Genomic DNA, 511 nt, shown 5'->3' with positions numbered 1-511 from the left:
TCCGATCTAGAAGGCGACCAGCCGGTGGATCAGGTGGCGATCGGCCGGCGTCATCTTCGAGTGCAGGTCGGAGATGTCGATCTGGAAGTTGATCTCCTCCACCGTCCAGGTGTTCTTGATCGCGTTGCGGTACATCTCGTAGAACTGCGGGTAGCGCATCGGACGCAGGGTCAGTTCGAAACCCGGGTCGAGCAGCATCTGGCGGCGTTGTTCGGACATGTTCTGTTGCCTTGTATTTCCCCGCCCGGCGGCGGAAGTAAACGGAATTTGCTGGGGGCAGCCCTCAGCGCTCGTAATCGTCGTGCGCGTGCTGGCTGATATAGGTGCTCAATCCTTCACCGGCTTCGGCGAGCGTCTTCATCCGCGCCACCTTCCTCGGGCCGGCGCGGCCCTTGCTGCTGTATTGGTAAAGCGTGTCGCTGTTGCGGAACTTGACCCAGATCGAGGTCGCGTCGAACCGGTAGGCTTCCACGCCCGATTGACCCGAGCGGTCGGCATAACGCTTCATCTT

At 60.7% G+C, this 511-nt stretch carries 2 protein-coding genes; both read right to left on the bottom strand.

Features of this window, described 5'->3' with window-relative positions; translation table 11 throughout:
- Nucleotides 1–6 precede the first annotated feature (6 nt).
- Nucleotides 7–219, bottom strand: a complete 213-nt coding sequence (locus CWM66_RS28275; protein WP_233218448.1) for a ribonucleotide-diphosphate reductase subunit beta — start codon at nt 217–219, stop codon at nt 7–9.
- 64 nt (nt 220–283) lie between these two features.
- A partial coding sequence (locus CWM66_RS28270; protein WP_199200082.1) for a hypothetical protein occupies nt 284–511 on the bottom strand: 228 nt, incomplete at its 5' end.

Origin of the sequence: Kosakonia sp. H7A (genome assembly GCF_003028445.1) — a bacterium.
Classification (GTDB): Bacteria; Pseudomonadota; Gammaproteobacteria; order Enterobacterales; family Enterobacteriaceae; genus Kosakonia; species Kosakonia radicincitans.
The sequence above is the reverse complement of the archived record's forward strand: the minus strand, read 5'-3'. Positions and strand labels throughout refer to the sequence as shown.